The 17,183-nt window shown below is 26.6% G+C and carries 11 protein-coding genes and 9 pseudogenes; 5 read left to right on the top strand and 15 right to left on the bottom strand.

The genetic code is table 11. The features are described 5' to 3' along the window. Positions 1-163: 163 nt before the first annotated feature. From QIA31_RS06200 to QIA31_RS06190, 3 genes and pseudogenes are all read right to left on the bottom strand, one after another. A pseudogene (locus QIA31_RS06200) lies at positions 164-505 on the bottom strand (BBA14 family lipoprotein). A 9-nt stretch (positions 506-514) separates the two neighbouring features. After that, positions 515-717: pseudogene (locus QIA31_RS06195) on the bottom strand (BlyB family putative holin accessory protein); the annotation flags it as partial. A gap of 1,099 nt (positions 718-1,816) precedes the next feature. Continuing rightward, positions 1,817-2,890, bottom strand: coding sequence for a hypothetical protein (locus QIA31_RS06190; RefSeq protein ID WP_418905498.1), 1,074 nt, complete (start codon positions 2,888-2,890; stop codon positions 1,817-1,819). Positions 2,891-3,406: 516 nt separating this feature from the next. Between QIA31_RS06190 and QIA31_RS06185 the strand changes: the two are divergent. After that, positions 3,407-4,191: pseudogene (locus tag QIA31_RS06185) on the top strand (hypothetical protein); the annotation flags it as partial. A gap of 402 nt (positions 4,192-4,593) precedes the next feature. Here QIA31_RS06185 and QIA31_RS06180 read toward each other — a convergent pair. The 5 genes and pseudogenes from QIA31_RS06180 to QIA31_RS06160 form a co-directional block, all read right to left on the bottom strand. After that, positions 4,594-5,331: a CRASP family complement regulator-acquiring lipoprotein gene (locus QIA31_RS06180; protein ID WP_418905497.1), complete on the bottom strand. Its 738-nt coding sequence runs from the start codon at positions 5,329-5,331 to the stop codon at positions 4,594-4,596. A 173-nt stretch (positions 5,332-5,504) separates the two neighbouring features. After that, positions 5,505-5,905 (bottom strand): annotated as a pseudogene (locus QIA31_RS06175) (right-handed parallel beta-helix repeat-containing protein); the annotation flags it as partial. Continuing rightward, positions 5,904-6,227 (bottom strand): annotated as a pseudogene (locus tag QIA31_RS06170) (anti-CBASS protein Acb1 family protein); the annotation flags it as partial. The pseudogenes QIA31_RS06170 and QIA31_RS06175, both read right to left, overlap by 2 nt. Before the next feature lie 66 nt (positions 6,228-6,293). Beyond that, positions 6,294-7,634 (bottom strand): annotated as a pseudogene (locus QIA31_RS06165) (PBSX family phage terminase large subunit); the annotation flags it as partial. An 11-nt stretch (positions 7,635-7,645) separates the two neighbouring features. Next, positions 7,646-7,984, bottom strand: a pseudogene (locus tag QIA31_RS06160) (DUF603 domain-containing protein); the annotation flags it as partial. A gap of 189 nt (positions 7,985-8,173) precedes the next feature. Between QIA31_RS06160 and QIA31_RS06155 the strand changes: the two are divergent. Further along, a pseudogene (locus QIA31_RS06155) lies at positions 8,174-8,362 on the top strand (DUF603 domain-containing protein); the annotation flags it as partial. 367 nt (positions 8,363-8,729) lie between these two features. On the opposite strand, the gene QIA31_RS06150 reads toward QIA31_RS06155, so the two are convergent. Beyond that, positions 8,730-9,344, bottom strand: coding sequence for a hypothetical protein (locus QIA31_RS06150; protein WP_418905496.1), 615 nt, complete (start codon positions 9,342-9,344; stop codon positions 8,730-8,732). A gap of 230 nt (positions 9,345-9,574) precedes the next feature. Next, on the bottom strand, positions 9,575-10,099 hold the full coding sequence (locus QIA31_RS06145) for an Erp family outer-surface lipoprotein (protein WP_418905495.1): 525 nt from the start codon (positions 10,097-10,099) through the stop codon (positions 9,575-9,577). Positions 10,100-10,529: 430 nt separating this feature from the next. Between QIA31_RS06145 and QIA31_RS06140 the strand changes: the two genes are divergently transcribed. Then, a complete protein-coding gene (locus QIA31_RS06140; RefSeq protein ID WP_418905494.1) occupies positions 10,530-11,306 on the top strand; it encodes a tyrosine-type recombinase/integrase in 777 nt (258 codons plus the stop codon). A 5-nt stretch (positions 11,307-11,311) separates the two neighbouring features. Here the strand turns inward: QIA31_RS06140 and QIA31_RS06135 are convergent, their stop codons facing one another. Continuing rightward, on the bottom strand, positions 11,312-11,737 hold the full coding sequence (locus QIA31_RS06135; protein WP_418905493.1) for a DUF261 domain-containing protein: 426 nt from the start codon (positions 11,735-11,737) through the stop codon (positions 11,312-11,314). 81 nt (positions 11,738-11,818) lie between these two features. Here QIA31_RS06135 and bdr point away from each other — a divergent pair, with 81 nt between their 5' ends. Together bdr and QIA31_RS06125 are read left to right on the top strand one after the other, a co-directional pair. After that, the gene (gene bdr / locus QIA31_RS06130) at positions 11,819-12,058 is read left to right on the top strand and encodes a Bdr family repetitive protein (RefSeq protein WP_418905492.1); all 240 of its coding nucleotides are present in this window, start codon (positions 11,819-11,821) and stop codon (positions 12,056-12,058) included. Positions 12,059-12,737: 679 nt separating this feature from the next. Then, positions 12,738-13,981: pseudogene (locus tag QIA31_RS06125) on the top strand (DUF244 domain-containing protein). Here the strand turns inward: QIA31_RS06125 and QIA31_RS06120 are convergent. From QIA31_RS06120 to QIA31_RS06105, 4 genes are read right to left on the bottom strand one after another with little or no spacing between them, the layout of a single operon-like run. Beyond that, complete coding sequence (locus tag QIA31_RS06120) at positions 13,970-14,539, bottom strand: chromosome replication/partitioning protein (protein ID WP_418905491.1); 570 nt, start codon at positions 14,537-14,539, stop codon at positions 13,970-13,972. The pseudogene QIA31_RS06125 and the gene QIA31_RS06120 sit on opposite strands and share 12 nt — an antisense overlap. Positions 14,540-14,597: 58 nt before the next feature. After that, positions 14,598-15,350 (bottom strand): ParA family protein, encoded by a 753-nt coding sequence (locus QIA31_RS06115; protein ID WP_418905490.1) that lies wholly within the window; start codon positions 15,348-15,350, stop codon positions 14,598-14,600. Then, positions 15,326-15,895, bottom strand: coding sequence for a DUF226 domain-containing protein (locus tag QIA31_RS06110; RefSeq protein ID WP_418905489.1), 570 nt, complete (start codon positions 15,893-15,895; stop codon positions 15,326-15,328). The genes QIA31_RS06115 and QIA31_RS06110 overlap by 25 nt, the downstream gene beginning before the upstream one ends. 9 nt (positions 15,896-15,904) lie before the next feature. Continuing rightward, the gene (locus tag QIA31_RS06105; RefSeq protein WP_418905488.1) at positions 15,905-17,011 is read right to left on the bottom strand and encodes a plasmid maintenance protein; all 1,107 of its coding nucleotides are present in this window, start codon (positions 17,009-17,011) and stop codon (positions 15,905-15,907) included. Positions 17,012-17,183: the final 172 nt, after the last annotated feature.

Here is a 17,183-nt window from a genome sequence, read left to right as displayed (position 1 = left end):
TTTTCTAAATTTTATAAATCCTTATACTTGCAGTATTTGTTAGCACGGGTTTCGCAATATTTTTCCTTTATAGCTTTATTATACACTAGTTTAATTTGCGGAGTCTATTTACACATATGAAGTATTGAAGTATATTTTCTTGTAAGAAAAACCTTTTTGAAATTTACATTTTTAACTTATAATACTGATTATAGACTTTTTTTCCATAGATTTTGTTTTTAAATGTACTCTAAAAGTAGTTTATATTATGTTTTATTGAAGCTATAGAGTGCTCATCTTTTAGTATTGCTGAGTTTGGATAAGTATATGTTGGGTAATTCGGATCATTAACTTTAGATTTTGTTTTGGTTAGGAATGCTATAAGGTATATAACATAATCTGATAGTTGTTCCTCATGTTTAGCTAAAGATTCTAGTGTTTAAATAATTGGCGGGTCTAGGTCTTCTAGTGAATTAACAATAGTAGTATTACATAGTAGTAAAGTAATGAATAGTAGTTCGCTAATTTAAGCATTTTAACCGATTTTGAGAGCGCTTACATATTCTTCTTTCATGATTTTTTATGCTTTGCTTTTAGTGAAGATATGATGCTTTTGCTGTTAGAAATAGCCTCCATTATCTCAATATTGCAGTTTACGATGTCTTGTATTTCTTCAAATATTTTCATTGATTCGGTTATTTCCATAGATTTTAGTGTTACTATGTATATTTTGTAAAAAATATATTACCCCACTTAAATATAAGAGGGCGACTTTGGGGGCATGCCGTATTTGGTTCTTATGTCTTCTATTTTTTAGTAATTGAAAAAATTAGTATTCTTTATTAGATATGGACTATTAGTCTCTTCTGAATAGCTTAATACTTTGTCCTGTTTATGCTGGCCGTCTTGACTACAGGCCGAAATAAAAATTAAAAGTGTTAAAAATTCCATTTTATGGTAAATATTTTTTATTTTCACTTTATTCTCCTTATATAATAATATTAATAATATAATTATATAAAATAATTTTTTTTAAAAAAAAAAGATTAATTAACCGCGATGAATGGCTTTTTATCAAAAAATTAAAAAGAATACTCCACCCTAAATATAAAAGTAAGAAAAATAGACAAACTTTTAGAACCAATGATCAAAAAACTCAATAAGAATAGAAAATGATTATATAACGCTATCCAAAATAGGATTTATAAAATTTGCTCTACAGGAATATTAAAAGTAATTAACTTATTAAATAATGTAGTATCAGTAAAAGATCCTGATGATAAATATTATATTTCAATAGCAGTTGAGCGCCTATACGCTAAAATAACGATATAACATTAGTGTTAGGATAAATTTTGTATGTATAATCGCTATTAGTACTTATTATTTTTTCTAATATATAATAATAAATGAAATTGTAATTTTTGTGGCTTATTTATTTGAAATAGTATTTTTTGAGCCAAAGTTTAATTATTTCTGCTTTTTTAATTTTTGACTTTTTTATTATAAATCTATATTTTGATTTGTATTATTTACACGTACTTTTAGCTAATAAAATAGATTTTAAGCTCTTTGCAAAAAGTTTCCTATTTTTGTTTGCTCATAACCATATAATACTATATAGAAAGTATATAAACGACTGCTAAATTAAAATGGGAAATATCCACTTATGATATATATTAATATATCATTCTTTTTCATTAATTTGTATGACTTTATTTAGCTTATAGAAGCCAAATAAAGTTTAAATTTGATTTGGGGATAGTTATCTCATGTAATGATTCTACGGTTCAAGGAGATTCTTTATATTCCTTCAATTGTTGCATTTATTGCTTATTTATTTATCTTTATTTTTAGACCTAACTGTATTATAAGTAGAGCCTAGTTTATCAATAGCAGCAACCATTTTGTCTACTTCTCTACCTGTTGTTTTATTGGCAAACATCTTTGCCCTTTTAAATCCATTTTCATATGTATCAAAAGCCATGCCAGCAATAGCGCCCACAATAACATCAACAGCATGATCCCCTTTATTTCCATTAGCATACTTCTTGGCGGCTTCTTTAAATTCATTAACGGCTTCAATAAATTCGGGAGAGGACAAAGTAGATACTATAATGGCAAAAGCATCGGCATAGGCCACGCTAGCGGATTCTATAATCTTTTTAAAAACAGAAAGAATATCTCTAACTTTTTTTAAGTTATCTACACTTTTTTCCCCTTCTTCCTTATTATTTTTTTCATCATCTATAAAATCGTTTATTTTTTTTATTTTATTTTCAGCCTCTTTAGCTTTTATTATAGTTTCTTTATATTCTCTGATTGCATTGTCTAGGAGTTTGGGGCAATAATCATGTGCAGATTCCTTTAGTATTTTATTAAGGGTAGAATACGTTTCATCTAGATTGTTACTTTCTAAATAATCAAGGGCTTGGCTGCGCTTTTTAGAGGGGGCTTTGCTAAAACATCCAATACTATAATCAGCACAACCAGAATAAGTTGCGATAGTGTTATAATAGCTTATATTTTTGTTATAGATAGAATCTAACATCCCTTGATATGCTGTTGTTTTGTTAAAAAAGACTTTAAGCTTACTCCTATCTTCTTCGCTTAATTTGCCAGTAGCCCTTTCTTGGTTGTATTCACTAACACTAAAATCAGGATCGTTATTAAATATAAGCTCACTACTGCCAGCATGTCCTATAACTTCAGCCAAAGTAACTTTATTTGTAGCAGCATTACCTTTTTTGTTTCTGCCTTGTTCTAAAACAACTGAACCTATATCGCCAATCCCTTTAGTAGCGCCACTTAAAGATGTATTTTTTTTATTTATATCATCACTTCTATAGAATTTACATGATTCGAGTATTGTTGTTATTAATATTAAAATAAGCATATTACCTTTTATCATTCTTTTCTATTTTCCTCTTTAGTTTATTTATTAAATTTAAATATATAAGTTAATTAATACGATATTATATATTAAAACATATTATATCTTTTTTTGTATAAGGAAAGTTAAAATATTATTTTTAATAGGTGTTTTGTTGAAGTGTAAATAGTATGGCTGTTTTGTATCTATTTTTTACCTAATACATAGGAGAGGATAAGACTAGAATGGATACATATATGATTTTTTTAAAAAAAGATAACCCTAATAGTATTAGGAAAAAAGGGGGGGGGAATAGGGAAGCTTTTATTTGTTGATTCTAGTGGTTCATTAAGGAATGATGTAAAGCGATTAAATTATTAGTTTGAGGTATATGGCTTTAATAGTTTTATAGCTAATATCATAGCATTTTACTTGAATTCTATCATCATTATTGGTTTGTAATATATTGGGGAGTTGTGGTATAGAAAATGTCTTACCATAGATGTCAAAATATTAGATGTAGCGAGACCCCTGATTATTTGAGGTATTTTCCACCCAAAGATGTATAAATGGTTTTTACCCAATCAAATTGAAGAAGATGTTGATTTAAAAATGGGCTATCAAAAAACTGTAAAATGGGATGCATTTCTTAATGCCAATCCTATAACTATTGCCAATGAGGTTAATACTATTCCAACTATTGGGTTTAGTTCTGAAGTAGTGAGGCTTAATTATTTAAAACTACAATATAAATTCGGGCATTTAAAGCAGACTTCTTAAAAATTTTACACTTCAGATTCGTATATTGGCGACATTAATAACAATCTACTACTTTTTGCTCAAGCTTATAAACTTGCAAGTAGCGAAATTATCAAACTTATCAATCATTTTGTATTAATAGTAACTGTTTCAATTCAAAAAGATAGTAAAAATAAAAACGTTTACCCCCCAATATGCACGGACTACTTAATATGCCCGAACAAATAAAAGAAGAAGTTAAAAATGGCAATAAGGATAAAATGGATAAAATATTTGAAAAAATTGAATCTGGACTTTCAAAACTAGAGTTGGGGGATGAATTTTCTACATCTATGATGGTAATAATTGACTCCACAATTTCTCTGAAATTGGTAAAACTATATGTAACAACACAAACTTCCGCAATTAGTTGTGTAAAATTGGAAGATGCTTTGATCCAAACTATTAAAGCTATTAACAATAGAGAAGATGTTTACATTGAAACTTCAAACTTACTAAAACACCAAATACTCGTCTATCCGTTTAATCCAGAGCTTATTAAGTTCAAGCCTAGGTACATACTGCCTACTCCGAATGAACAGCAACAGAATTAATATTAAAATTATAAGTAATATTCTTACTAAGTTCCAATCGGTTTTAAATCTTTATATTCGATAATTAATTTCCTATCAAAGAACCACCTACGCTTTCACAGAAGCTATATAATCAGGCCTTTCTATGTGATGTCGTTTAAATTTTGAATGCCATAGCTTACAAGACGTTATGGGAAGTATATTTAAATAAATTTAAATATACTTCCCATATTTAAACCTCCCTTACGGGCTAGAAGACTTATATTATTTTATCAAGATTGCTATCTATCTTGCTCTTTTCTATCCAAAATTACTTATTTTTTTGCTAAAAGTAACAATGAAAAAGCAAACTAAAAGCATATTTCAACGAATAGCTGAGCTTATAAATTATTTATTTGTATTTTTTTGAATTTATATTGAAATTATTTTATTTATTCTATTTCTTAGTTTCTCCGCTGTTATTTCTTTTCCTTTAATTTGATTTAATATTGCAGACGCATAAGACCTGAGCTTACCATTATCTGTTTTTATAAGATCATTATCGTTTTTATAATCTAATACAAGATTGCTCAACATTTTTGAGAAGACTGTCTTTATAGACCATAATTCTTCAAAATAATTTTTGATCTTCTCTAAATCCGAGATGTTTAGCTTGTCTAAAGTCTCTTTTTTAAAATATAAGTTAACAATCGCAGAATCTAAAAATTTTCCTAATCTGCTAAAAATGTTAAGGATTTCTGCCTGTCCTGACAATATTAAAATTTTTGAAAATTCACCCAAGTCATTAGTATCGATATCATTTAATATTACATAAACATGTTTTCTAAATTCTATAGATCTTTTGGAATTAGACGATATCCACTCTGCTGCGTCCACCCAACCCAACATTCCGAAAACCCCCATTCCATATTGATTTTTAGGCTCTTCTTCTATTTTTTTTACATATTTTTCTCTATCTGCATTACTTATTTCTATTAAATTTCTTAAATTACTGATCAAGTCTTTTTTTATTTCTTTATCATGTCCTTCTTTTTTTGGAGCTGTTTTTTCATCAATATCTTTTTTTTGTTTTACGTTGTTAAAATCCGGATTGCAGGAATTTAACAAAAGTAAAAATAAAAATATACCCATAATTGTATTATATTTCATAAATATTCTCCTTTGCTTAAAATCTAATAATTGTTTAATAGAATTGTTTAATAGAATTGTTTAATAGAATTGTTTAATAGAATTGTTTAATAGAATTGTTTAATAGAATTTAATACTAATATAAGACACAACTATATTGTAATACATAGTATTATGTATTACAACATAGTTGTGGTATAAAAAACGTTACCATAGATGTCAAAATAGTAGATGTAACGAGAACCCTGATCATTTGAAGTGTCTCTATAAACCAAAGTTTAGCTTTAGTTGGAAACTATTCTTTATTTACAGGCTTGATGGCAGAATCAGCATTAAATCTTTCTTCTAGATTATGTGTAGAAATTATTGCCAAATGTTCATTTATGATTTAGTGGTCATGCCAAACTTTGTGTTTTTTGAAATCCATTTGTAAACTGTATCTAACCAGTCGCTAGGGCAATATTCTTAAAAAACACCGCTGCTGTCGACTTTGCAGATAAAGTTGGAATACACCACACCTTTTTTGAAGCATCGCTACATAAAGTGAATTATCAGGATTAGCTACATTTATTGGCGCTGAGTATAATGGTCGTTTCAAGGTATTCAAATCCAATGGATAACTCTATATTAACGGGCTCTTCAAGATCCAGTAGTACGTCTTGAGTTTTTACTAAAACATATCCAATTCTATGAAAACGATAGCTTATAATTCAATTCAGTAAAGCATTCTTAAGTTGTACCTTTAATCTATTAAGTTCAAATTCACAAACATTATAACTGATGCTCTCAAGAACGGATTTGTTCTTGAGACAGTCTTCTGCTACATCCTCAATATAATTTCTAAAAAATCTTAAATATCTATATAGTTCTAGTGAACTTGTTCTATCTACTAATTTAGTTTTTCTTAAATTACACAACTTTTTACTTCTCTTTATTAAATTATATTTAATAATATCAAAAACTAAAATTTTTATCAATAAAATTTACAAAAATTTTTGATTACCAAAGTGAATGCTTCGCTCTCTATATCCTAAAGACAACATCAAATATGCAGCTGATATTACATCAAGAGCATCGTCATGAATTTTGTTATCCCCTTTATAAGCGTAAATATCATTAAATACAGAAGAACTACTGTATTTTGCAATGTAAAGTTTTTTGTAAGTAAACGGTGTAATTAACGATGTTATTCTACTAAATTGATTAAATTTTGGTTTAACCGGCACAATTCTAAAATATTGGCTCTTATTGTTTCTAAGAGCCATATATTCACGCATCAATGCACCAGCACCCTTAGTATTATCTCTATCCTCTAAGTAAAGTGTGTGTACATTGAAATTTTCTAAAACAGTCTTGACCATATTCATAATATAAGAATCATTGGCTGGTCGTTGGTCTTAAAATACAAAAGCATAATATCTGTCATCAACCCGCTCCACCATAGTGCATAAAGCAGTATTGTCGCCCCCAATAATAAATGTTGGATCCAAATATGCTATTGGGCTAGTAAACACATAATCTTGAATAATATTAATTTGTGCAAAAATTGAGTCGGCGCTTGCTATTCATTCTCCCAGTAAAACTCTTGCTCTATATATTGGCATATCTTTATACAGTTTCTCTTGAGTTTCAATAAATCCTTTACTTAAAAGTAAAGTATCATAAGTTGTAAAATTATATGTCTTAAAAGTTGCTACATTATCAATGTAATCAGTTTTAAAATAATGTTCTGGATGGTCCGGATTAGTATCAAAAATAATAGTTTCTTGCCCACATCTAAGTCTTTTTAATACTTCCTCTAAAGTTTGTTTGTGTAAAGTAGTAGCCTCATTAACAAAAATAAGTGCCGAATTACTACCTCTAAACCTTTCAAAATCACTTGCTTTACCCCCTCCATACAAACTAATACGAAGTGAATCAATCATTATATACGAATTATTTGAATGTCTGGGAATATAAGAAATATTAAGAAGTTTGCACAACTTTTGAAATTGACCCAAAACATTGACTTCAACTGAACGCTGGGAATTGCCTATAATAAAATTATTAGTGTCACTAGAGTATAGCTGTTTATTGGAAAGTAAACTTTTAATAAACAGGTAACATGCAAGATACGTCTTGCCACTAGCTATACCACCACTAAGCATAATCTTCTTTTCATTGTTCTTTTGAATGCTTTTTATTACCCTATTTTGCCTTACGGTTAAATGTTCTTTTTCAAGCTGATCAAAATGAATTGAAGGGTTTGTTACTTTTACAAATTGTGATATATCAACTCCAAACTGATTTTTGTATTGCTTTTGAAGTGTTGTAAAAAGTTTTGTTCAATATAAGCTCACTTGTACCTTTTACTACTTTTGTAGTTACTTTTACTATCAACCTCATGAATAGCGGCAAGTCTTTTCATACATTCATAGTAAAGCTCCATTTCTATTATTGAACACTCTTTTATAAGATCATTAAGCTCGCTTTTTAAAGAGCTAATTTTTTCATTAACAACTTTTTCACTTTTTTTATTATTTTCTTTATCTAAAGAATCAATTTTAAATCTTAAATCCTCTATTTTTGAAAACATGCTAGCAAGTTCAATGTTAGAATATTGCTTAAATGCCCTTATAAATCCCAATTCTAAATTGGCTCGCTCTAAGTCTAATTCACCTTTAACTTTTTTAGCATAACATAACTATTTAAAAGTATTTACTATAAGTAACTTGTATTTTTGTATGTTTTACCTTAATAAATATTTAAAATATAGATCAACATGATAGATATAAAGAAGTTAATGGTTTTTATCACAATTTTTTAACTTGCAGTATTATTTAGAGTAACAATTTGTTAATTTTGTTACTTTGGGGTTTTGCTTTTGAAGAAAGTTAAAAGATCTTTTGACGATTATGTTGCGTATTTTAGAGAAGGATCATTAAGTGATGGAGAAATAGCAGCTAGACTGGGAGTTTTTAGAGTAAATGTGTGGAGAATGAGACAAAAATGGGAGAGTGGAGAAACTTTTGGCAATGAAGATTCTAGAGTAACAATTAGTGAAGATACTTTTTAACACCTTGTAGCACAAACCTTTAGATCAAAAGTTTATGCCTTTAAAAGGAGCTTATAATTATGCCCAAAGCTTTTGATAGAAAAAATTGCCGTTTTTGAAAAAAACTATTAAAAAGAATCTGAAATTTGTTTTGATTGTGAGGTTAATATCCAAAATAAAACCCCTAATAGAATATTAGGATTATCATTATGTTTGTTTTTTGGTTGTTTGGGTATTTGTGGATTTTTTTGTTTACTCCTAAAGTGGGTTTTACATTTATACTTATATCTATTCTTTTCTTTTCCCTCAATATATTAATATATAAAAAGCAAGACTTTTTACTAGTCTTGCTTTTTTAAATTTCATGCTTATAAAACCATTTCTTTTATTCTTTTTTTTCTTCTACCTTTTTAAGCTCATCATCAATCTTTTTAAGCACACCATCTATTATTCCTTTAGCCATATCATTAGTACCAACACTACTGCCAGAATAATTTACACTTAAACCTAATTCTTGTGCTTCAGTCCAGGCTTGTACTCCAACCTTACCTTGGTTTTGAGCTTTATCACCATCAGTAACCCCAGTTGTGCAAGTAAATTGTTTTTCAAACTCTTCAAATTTCTTTTGAGCATTTTCTAATTCTTTTTTTCTTTTCTCTATTTTTTCTTTTAAAGTCTTTTCAAGGGTTTCTAATTCCTTTTCAAGTTTTTCTTTATCTTCTTTTTTATCTTTTAATTTTTCTTCTAATTCTTCTCCTATTTTCTTTATCTCTTCTTCGTACTCAAAATATGTTTCAAGAGAAGTTTTTTTATTCGATTTCTCTATTTTATCCTTTAATTCTCGATTTTTTTCAATCTCTTCTTTTTCTTTATCTTCTTTTTTTACTTTTCGTTGATCACTACTTTGTGCCATTTTTAATACAGGCACTTTATCGTGATGACTTGCTGGCAATGTTGCAGGTGAATTAAATAAGATGTTATTGGGATAGTTTCCCTGCACTAATTCTTATTCAACTTTTGAAGAAGCTTCTCCCACAAGCTTTTTTAAACCGCCAATCAACTCTTCTTTTTTTGTATCTAAAAATCCCTTAACTTTTCCTTTTACATTTTGTTCTAGACTTTTCAAGTCTTTATTGTTTGCATAATACTTACAAGAACTTATAAGTATAAAAAAGCACAAATAATATAAATTTTTTTCTTCATAATTATCCTCTCCTATAATTTGGAATTCTATTTTAAATTTTTCTTAAGCTCTTCTAGTGGTATTGCATATTTGGCAGTTTTATCTCCCGCACCGCTATTAATTTTATCTCCTAAAAATGTAATATGCTCAAAACCATTAATATTTTCTATTTTTGTTATTATATTTTTATCTTTAATACCATTTGTAATGCTTTGTTCATCCTTATATCCATAATACAAATTAGTTTTAAATGATCCACCTTCAGTCATTGCTTTTATAAAGTTATTAACTTCTAGCTCTTTTAATGAAAAAAATGTAGCTGAATGTCCCTTAGCATTTAAACCTGTTTCAATACCGTCTATTTCTTTTCTTATTACCAAAACTCCTAAGTCTGTCCAACTACTATTAGTATCTTTATTTTTAATTTTTACAGTAAATTCAGAAAATTTTATTGTATCACTACTTACTTGCCCCCTTAAACTACTACCTTGCTCACTTAATCTACTTGTAAAATTTTCACAAGAAATTATAAGCGAAAAAACAGAGCAAATAATAAACATTTTTTTATTCATAAGGTACTCCCTAAGCTTTAAAAATACCACAATCTCTAGTATATACAATTTTTTTAAAGATTTAAATATCTAATTTTGTTACATTTAGGATTACAAAGTAACAAAACTCAAATGTAATTTGAATCAACTCCCAAAAATCTCTCCATTGCAAATGTCAAGCTCATTAAAAATGATTACAAAATAGATACAAATTAAATTTCAGAGTATTTGATATATATCACTTAAAGCATTCTGTTCTTTCTTAAGTGCCCCCTTCAAAATCACCACTTCTATCTAATACATCCATCCTACAGCCCAAATTCTGCATGCAATGAAACTACCCTCAATTTGACTAAAATTTTAAGTTTTTGGTAAAATGTAAATTGCAATTTTTATACATTTTTATTACTTTTACTTAATTTAAAAGTAACACTTATAAGGAGAGGATTTTATGGACATTAATAATTATCTTAATTTAAATAATAGTAGTACAGATTTTATTCGCAAACTATTAAAAGATTATCAAAAAGTAATCGATGAAAATAAAATCCTAAAAAACACTCTAAAAAATACAACTAAACCCAAAAAAGAAAATCTAAAACCAACTCCTAAGTTTTACTTAACTCCAAAAACTGAAAAAATAATTGTAAAATGTATTAAACAATTAAAACAAACTGATCTAATATCTGGTTGGTTTGTACATTTACTGTTAATAAGTGGGTGTAGGGGCACTGAAATTCAAAAAGTAAAAATGCAAGATATTACCCGGTTATCAAATAAACCCGGAGAAGTTTATTATAATATAAAAGTAAATGTGGCTAAAAAAAGAAATGTTGCTTGTATTAGAGAAATTGTCATTGACTCTAAAGAGTTTAATGCTATTCAAATAGCTCACAAAAATCATTTCGAAGAAAAAAATCTTGATACTAGACGTACTTATCTTTTCCAAAAAACCAAACATAAATTTAAAGACAATCAAATTAGCATTATCCATATTTCCAATAAATTTAAAAATTTACTTAAAAAGTCGGGCTTTAAAGCTAATAAATCACTTCATCTATGTAGAAATTTATTTATTTCAAATTTAAAATCTAATGGTTATAACTCTTTTCAAATTAAAGAACTTATGAAATATTACTCAACATCTGAAATTGATAATATCTATGGACTCTCTTCTGCAAACAAAATTCAAACTTATAAATGCGTAAAAAATAGTTTTAAGCTGTAGTATAACTACTTAAGCTTAAATATTCTCTTTGAAACTAATTTAAATACTTTTCCTCGAGGCTTTAAATCAAGTGAGTCATATAATATTTCTTGCTCTTTTGTAGCAATAAAGTGTGTTCCATTAACCCCCGTGATATTAACTTCGCTTATTTCAAATTCATTAGTAGCTCCAAAGCAACTAAAAGCCTCATATCTCACGCTAGTTCTAATTCCATAGTAATTTAGTATCATACAGGGATCTTTAATAAAACAATTGCTCTTGATGTATCCAAGTTCTAAAAATCTGTAATAAGCTGAATTTATTCCAAAAACAGTAAATTCGGGCTTTTTGAAAACACTTATATAGTAATGCAAACACAAAAAATAACATCCCCATCTTTGTATTTCTCCACGTAAGCTCCTATTGTTTTGTTGTATTTTACTGATAAGCATCTACCAATCCTCCAATATTAAATAATTTTTTTATTTATAGTCCCCATTCAAAAGGGGGCACTATTTTCATACGGAAATTTTATGAGTAACTTAGCGCATAGGACATACAATATAAAAAGTATAAAAAATGAATTTTTGAATATAGGGTTTAGTGAGGAGGCAATAGATTTTGTTTTACTTCATAATGATAATTACAACTTTGAATATTTAAAAGAAAAAATAATTGATGTGAATTTAAGAAAAAATATATCTATATTGAATTCTAAAATAGGTATCATAGGAAAAGATTTAGATACCATGATAAATAGTGTAAAAAAATAAATCGAATCCCAAAATATGCAATGTAACTAGAAATAGTGTGTATACTAGTTTTAATAACCCATGGAAAGATCTATCAACAGCAACTAGAAGAAGAACTATAACAATATGTATTTCTGTCATAGTATTAAATATATTAGGCCCATTTATACATTCTTTTTTAATGCAATATTTACAAAGCATAAAATAATAAATAATATTTAATTTTCTTTTTTCAAACATTGTATTATAATACTGGTGAACATTGTTAGAAAATAACATTTTATTTTTGCTCTTTTATAGATTAAAGCTTATTTAAACTTTTAAACAAAAGAATTTAAATAAGCTTTTGTTTAATAAAAATCTAAATTAATTTTAATTCTAAATTGAACCATATTAAATTTTGTATAAACTTTACAAAAATAATTTTAAAGCTATATATATGTGTATAGCTAAAAATTTTTTGTTATCAAAACAATCCATTTAAACTTTAGGTTTAGCAAAATTCTTTAGTTGAGAATTTAGTTAAACCTTTATTTTTTGCAAAAAATTTTTGCAAAAAATTAGCAAAAATAATTTTTGCTATATGTTTATTTATTGTAAACAGGAGGAAAACATGAACAATGTTTCAAACATAGAAAAAAATCAAGAAAATATAAAAAATGAAGTTTCCAACATGATAGATGCTTAGCAACAAAGTTTTATTGGTTGTGAAGTATTCGAGGAAAAATCTTTTCCAATTAAAGAAAAAAGCAAATTAAGCAAGATAAGCAAAAAATTACCAGGAATAAGTAGTTAAGAGTGTTTTAGATTTAATCGTAATATTAATTTTAGTTTGCAAAGAAGCAAGCTTGATAAATATGGAGCTAGTGAAGTGGGGACTGTTGTAATTGGTGACACTGGTCTTAAAAATGTAATAATAAATAGTGTGCTTAAATATTTTGGCATGAGTTTGCCTTTTGAAGAAAATTTATACATCTTAAAAGGGAAAGAGTTTGAAAATTTAGGATTTAGAGAATTTGTTAAAGCGTACGGTGATAATATTGCTGTTTTGTATAAAATAAATATACTAACGGTGTTGATAAATATAATTATTTCAAAATAATAGACAATTTTAAACCTTTAGTAGGCTCAACAATTGATGTATGGTTTATGAATATTTATGGTGATATATAGCTTTTAGAGATTAAGAGTAGTGACTTTCATTATATGAGTAGCGCTATTGAAGAGTATAATAAAAATGGCAATTTTTTTAAGTAGTAAGTATTTTTTCAAATAGTATGTGCAGGCGCAAATACAGCTAGCATGTACTGGGCTTAAGTATTGCAATTTGTTCTTTTTAATAGACGCTGTACCAGTTAATTGTAAGATACAGAGAAATGATTCTTTAATATCAAAAGTGCTTAATTTTCTTCTTAAATGTGAACGGGAAGTTTTCAATATAAGAACCGAAATTGTTAAAAACAATCAGGCTAAGTTATTAATATCCAACAATATTAATAATGATACGTTTAATAAGCTTGTTGAAGAGATTGAAGGGTGGTAGTAAAGAGTGATTTTTATCAATCTGGAGTTGAGTTTGACTGGATAAATGAATTTGTAGAATATGCTGACTGTGTAAATCTTGAGATTAAAACCGAAGAGTCCGCTATAAATCTTGAGGAGAATCTTATTGAGATTAATAACTTAAAAGTAGAACTAAATAAAATTCAAAATAAAAACAAAAAAAGAGAAAAACCTATAAAAGATCTGCTTAAAATTAAAATTGATAAGATTATGGATAAATATCCATTAATTAATCATGTGAATTATAAATTCAAACAATTTATGTTCAATTATGATCCTAAAAAAAGAGCAATATCGGATAGATTTAAAGAACTTATACCGATAAATAATAAAGTATTTATGCCGAACAATATCAGTAATTTTCCCTTGTTATCCTTTTAATTCTTTATACTTCTTTAAAAGTTTATTAATCAAATCTTTTTGATTTTCAAAAATCTCATGCATCATAAAACTTGTAAATTTGGCATTTCTTTTATAAAAATCGTAACTTTCTTTGGTTTTAAGTTGAAATCTTAACGGTTTTATCGGATTTTGTCTAGATTTTTTTATTGTTTCATTTGTTTTACTTTTAATGTATCTTATGGAGGCCCTTATTCCATTACTAGTGATATAATTTTCTTCTAATAATCCTGCCTCAACTGCAGTCGCCAACTTTATATATTCATAAGATTGTGTCTTTGCTAATCTAAAATCTGATAAAAAATCGTTAAAATATTTATATCCTCCTTCTAAATAAAGCTTCTTATCATTTATTTTTTTAAGGATTTTCATGGTATCAATAATATTATAAATGTCTGATTTAATATTATTTTTTAATTGCGTAATTAGTTGTTCAAATTCTTCTTTTCTTTGATTTTCATTACTTTGATCAAGGATGTAATTTAAATTATTTTCTGAAATTCTTTTATTAATTTTTAAATTAATATTTTTTTTATCCATATTTACTCCTATATGCTCAACAAGTTCAGCGTGACGAACTTGCTGAGTTTGTTGATTTTTATAGCTTATCCAAAAAAGTTTCCAATATTTTTCTATATTCAATAATATAATCTTTTGAAAAATCAAATTTTTCATTACAACATATTTTTTTGTTTAAATCTTCTCTTTCATTTATACATCCTAAAAACCCATTTTTCATTCTTACTATTTCCATTAATTGCTTGTGGGTAATATTTTTTTTAAACCTTGTTATTATAATAAATACTGGTATTCCAGCCACTTCTTTTATAAATTTCCTCAATGTTTCAAATCCTTCGACTGCCCACTTTTCTGCCGTCATTGGAGATATTACACAATGACTACTAATTAGAGAAATTTTTAATGTAAAATTCCTTTTAGGATTAGTATCAATTAATACATAATCATAGTCATTAATTATGGAATTTAATTTTGTTTTCAATGAAAATTCGATAGGCAAGTGTCGATTGTCATAATAATAATCTCCATTTAGTTCATCAACTGTTATGTAGCTTGGTATTAAAGCTAGATTATTATCAACATTAATAATACATTTATTAATGTCTATATTATCTTTTATAACATTTCCTATATTTATCTGAGAAACATCAAAATTTTTTATTTCTAATTTATTATAATAATAACTAGTAGTAGCAGCTTGATCATCTGTATCAATTAAGAGTACTTTGTACTTCTGTGACAATAAATTTGCAAGTATTATTGAGGTTGTGCTTTTACCAACACCTCCTTTGAGACTTGCAATTGTTATTATTTTAGGTTTTTTATTATCCATTTTGTAAGTGGTCCTTGTTCGGGGTATTTTTTCCCATAAAATTCATATACTTGTTTTTCTAAATCTGTAAACATACTAAATAATATTTTGTTGTAGTGGTTATTCATTCTCTCTTTATCTAGCAAGCGGTATAGTCCCTTAAAGTAGAAAAAAACACTGCCTGCTTTAAATCTAACTTCCATATAATATGCCCTTGCAAATCCATAAGATTTTCTAGTTCCATTTGCTTCATACTTTACAAAAGCTTTTTTAATTGGTTTTCTAAATCCATAAAAAATTCCAATAAACTTGTCTCCTTCTTTTATAGGATATAAGTGAGTTTCTTGGACAATTCTTTCTCCATTATGTAAGGCTCTTAATGACACTCGAAATTCATTTTTTTTCTTTTTTTTATTTTCATAAACTCCAAATTTGTATAAGTCCATCATTATTTTTGTATGGTACATTGCTTTACCATTTTCTTTTTCAATCAAAATAAATCGTTCTTTATTTTGGCATTCAACTTTGCATTTTCCTTTTTTTATAGGCTCAACTGTGGGTTCCATGTTTAATCCTTACACAACCTTTTTGATAAATTCTTTTAACTTTAAAGAATTTTTTTCATTTTCTATTATTTCTAATAATTCATAATAATATGAATCAAATACTTTATTATATTCTAATTTCTTTTTGACATTCAAATAGTCTTTTATAATTGGTTTTAAAATTTCAATTTCTGCAGTATTTTCTAGGCGCTCAATAAGAATATTAAAAATGTTTATCCTTATATGTTCGTAATTTTTTTGTGAATTTTCTTTTTTTATTTCAATTGACTTTTCTAATTTGAGCTTTATTTTATCTAAATCTCTATATTTTTGATTTTCAATTATAAAATGGGGTTTTAATTTGTAATTTTCATATATTTTTTGGATATTTGTTTTTAATTGTTCAGGATTATATCCTTTTTTTTCTAATTTTTTTTGAGTATTTATAAGTATTTCTTTTAATTTGTTTTGCTTATCTTTAAAGCAAGATTTATTAAAAGAAATATGTTTGTTTTTTGCTAGACTATTTTCATATCTCTTTACGGTTTTGAATATTTCAATTATTAAATTTGTTTTAATATCTAATTTTAATATCTTTGAAAGAGTTTTTTTATCGAAAAAGTTACATTTATTGAAATATTTTGTTTTTTTATATTCTTCTATTTTATTAGATTTTTTTTCTTCTTTTATATTATTATTTTTATTATTTAAACACTCCTCCAAATTTACACTCTCCTTTAAGGGAAATTTGTCTTTAAAGTGGTTATTAACTCTTTTTTGAAATCTTGAAAGTTTTTTTTCTTTAAAGTATTTGTTTGTCTTTTTGTAACACTCTTTTTTTGAATAATTAAGCTTATAGTAAATTTCAGTTCCACAATTTACCCCCAAATGTTTATAGTAATTAGTTGTTACTTTTAGTTCTTTTTCTAATTTGTAAAGATATTTTTGCATTGTCTTTAGTTTAATGGGGTTTTGACCATTTCGTTTAAGATTTTCATTATAGTAATATCGTATGTTTTGTTGTGTGTATTTCTTATAGTTTTTGTTTATGTAGGCTAGTGTTGAGATAAGAACTATTAATTTATGTTGATGTTTGTTGAAGCAATTTGGACTTTTTTTATTGGTTGATATTGACATAATCGTCAACCTCCATGAATTTGTTTAATAATAATTAATAATATAATGCATGATTTTGATTTAAAAGTAAATACTTTTTTAAGAAAAATATGAAATTTTAATTCTTAATCGTATTAATTTAATACACTTTTTATAATTTAGTAAAAGAAAATTGATTTTAATTCTAAATTGG

Origin of the sequence: [Borrelia] turdi (assembly GCF_030439285.2) — a bacterium.
Taxonomy (GTDB): Bacteria; Spirochaetota; Spirochaetia; order Borreliales; family Borreliaceae; genus Borreliella; species Borreliella turdi.
This window is presented reverse-complemented; position numbering and strand designations above follow the sequence as displayed.